Annotated in this window: 2 protein-coding genes; both read left to right on the plus strand. The window is 37.8% G+C overall.

Annotated features, from left to right (window positions below):
- Positions 1–66 precede the first annotated feature (66 nt).
- Positions 67–1,620 (plus strand): ABC transporter substrate-binding protein, encoded by a 1,554-nt coding sequence (locus MRZ08_RS08050; RefSeq protein ID WP_105301305.1) that lies wholly within the window; start codon positions 67–69, stop codon positions 1,618–1,620.
- Between the two features lie 19 nt (positions 1,621–1,639).
- On the plus strand, positions 1,640–2,244 hold a 605-nt coding region (locus MRZ08_RS08055; protein ID WP_297381519.1), incomplete at its 3' end, for an extracellular solute-binding protein.

Below are 2,244 nucleotides of genomic sequence, written 5' to 3' on the forward strand. Positions count from 1 at the left end.
AGATACTTCATAAGTGGCCTAACATTGGGAGCAGTTAAGGAATAATTCATTAATAAGGAGGGAAAAATGAATTTAGTTAAAAAATTTGCTTACACATCAATGGCTCTAATGCTTGCTCTAGGCATTTCAGCTTGCGGAAACAATGACGGAAATGTAGAAGAGAAAAACAAAACCGAAACTAGCGAAAACGCAGAAAACAAAGAAAACAAAGACGATAAGAAAGATAAGAATGCTAAAGATGATGAAGTTCCTACCCTAACTTATCTTAACATAGGAACTCCACAAGCAGGAACTGAAGAGACAGTAAGTAAGATTAACGAATACCTAGATGAAAAAGAAGCGGGTTACCACCTAAATCTAGTCTTCTATGATTGGGGAGATTATGAACAAAGACTCCAACTTGCTTCATCAACAGGAGAAGATTGGGACTTAGCCTTTACTGCAAGCTGGGCAGGACCTTACAAGACCCTAGTATCACAAAATGCCTTGATGGATCTAACAGACCTAATGGAAGGCAAGGAATTTGTTGATTTAATCAATCCTGACATGCTAAAAGGTGTTAGTGTAGATGGTAAAGTTTACGGAATCCCTGCAGCATATCCAGGAGTCGTTGCAGCTAACCAATTCGTATGGACAAAGAGTATGGTTGATAAATACAATATCGACTACAAGAATATCCAAAATATAGACCAATTAGAACCTATCTTTGAAGAAATAAAAGAAAAAGAAGGCGTACAATATCCATTTGGCGTATCTAAGGACTTCTTGTTCGCTATGCCAGAGCCTGTATATCAAGTTACAGATGGAGTTGCTGTAAGAGAAGAAGATGGCAAGCTTAAGGCTTACAACCTATATGCAGATGATCTTTATAAAGAACAAATCATGAAGATGAAAGACTATATGGACAAAGGCTACATCTCACCATCAGCTCCACAAGTTGAGCCAGGAACAGTAATGCCAGAAAATGAAGTTCTACTTACTGAAGGTGAAGGAGAACCAGGATCTGCAGCTATATGGTCAGTTGCACCACGTAACGAAGTAGTATCAAATATCATTGGAGATAAGGTTCTTATATCTAACGACAAGGCTACAGGAAAGATGATTTCCATTAACTCACAAACTGATAAGGCAGAACTTGCCATGGACTTTATCAACAGAATGTTCACAGACAAAAACCTACAAGATATGCTATCTTACGGTGTTGAGGGCAAAAACTTCGAATACAAAGACGGAAAAGTTGTAAAACACAACAAGGATTCTGATGGAATAGATAACGATTACGATGTACCATCATTTACCTTCCTATGCGCATTCAACAGAACTCCACTAGATGGAGCTCCTGGAATTGGCGATGAAGAATTCGATAAGGAAGCAAAAGAATTTGAAGACAAACTAGTAGCATCTCCAGTATTAGGATTTACTCTAGATGAATCAAAAATCGCAACAGAAATAGCAAATGTTCAACAAACACAAAGCGAATACACCATCAACCTCAAGACAGGAGCCTTTGACGAAAGCTACTACCAAGAATTCCTAGACAAACTAAATACAGCAGGAATCGAAAAGGTAATAGAAGAAGTACAAGCACAATTAGACAATTGGGAAGGCGCTGATAAGTAATTAGAAGAAAGCAGGAGAGATGAACTTACTAAAAAAAATTGGCATAAGCACACTCCTAGTTGGACTTAGCCTAAGTCTTTCTAGTTGTCAGGCTTCAGATAAGAATGAAGAAGTCAAAAAAGATTCAGAAGAAATTCCTACCATAACATATTATGATGTGGGAACTCCCCAAGAAGATACAGGAGAGGTTGTAGAAGCTATTAATAAATATCTAGATAGCCTAGATGCAGGTTATCATATAAACCTACAATTCTTCGATTGGGGCGAATATGAACAAAGACTTCAACTCGCGTCAAATGCAGGAGATGACTGGGACATAGCCTTTACAGCTAACTGGTCAGGTCCTTACAAAAATTTAGTAGAAAAGGGAGCTTTTGCCGACATAACAGATCTTATAGATGAAAAAGGTCAAGCTATAAAAGATTCTCTTTCAGAAGATGTATTAAAGGGAGCTTCTATCGAAGGAAGACTATCCGGAGCTCCAGCAGCTGCCAAAAATGTCGTTCCAGGCAACTATTTTGTTTGGAATAAAGCTTATGTAGACAAATACAAGATCGATATAGATAGTGTAAAGACCATAAAAGACCTCGAACCTTATCTTAAAGAAGTCAAGGAAAATGAAGC

This window comes from Anaerococcus sp. (assembly GCF_022770135.1).
Classification (GTDB): domain Bacteria; phylum Bacillota; class Clostridia; order Tissierellales; family Peptoniphilaceae; genus Anaerococcus.

Coding starts and splice junctions, on each gene's coding strand:
- MRZ08_RS08050 (WP_105301305.1), top strand. CDS start 67: ATGAATTTAGTTAAAAAATTTGCTTACACATCAATGGCTCTAATGCTT.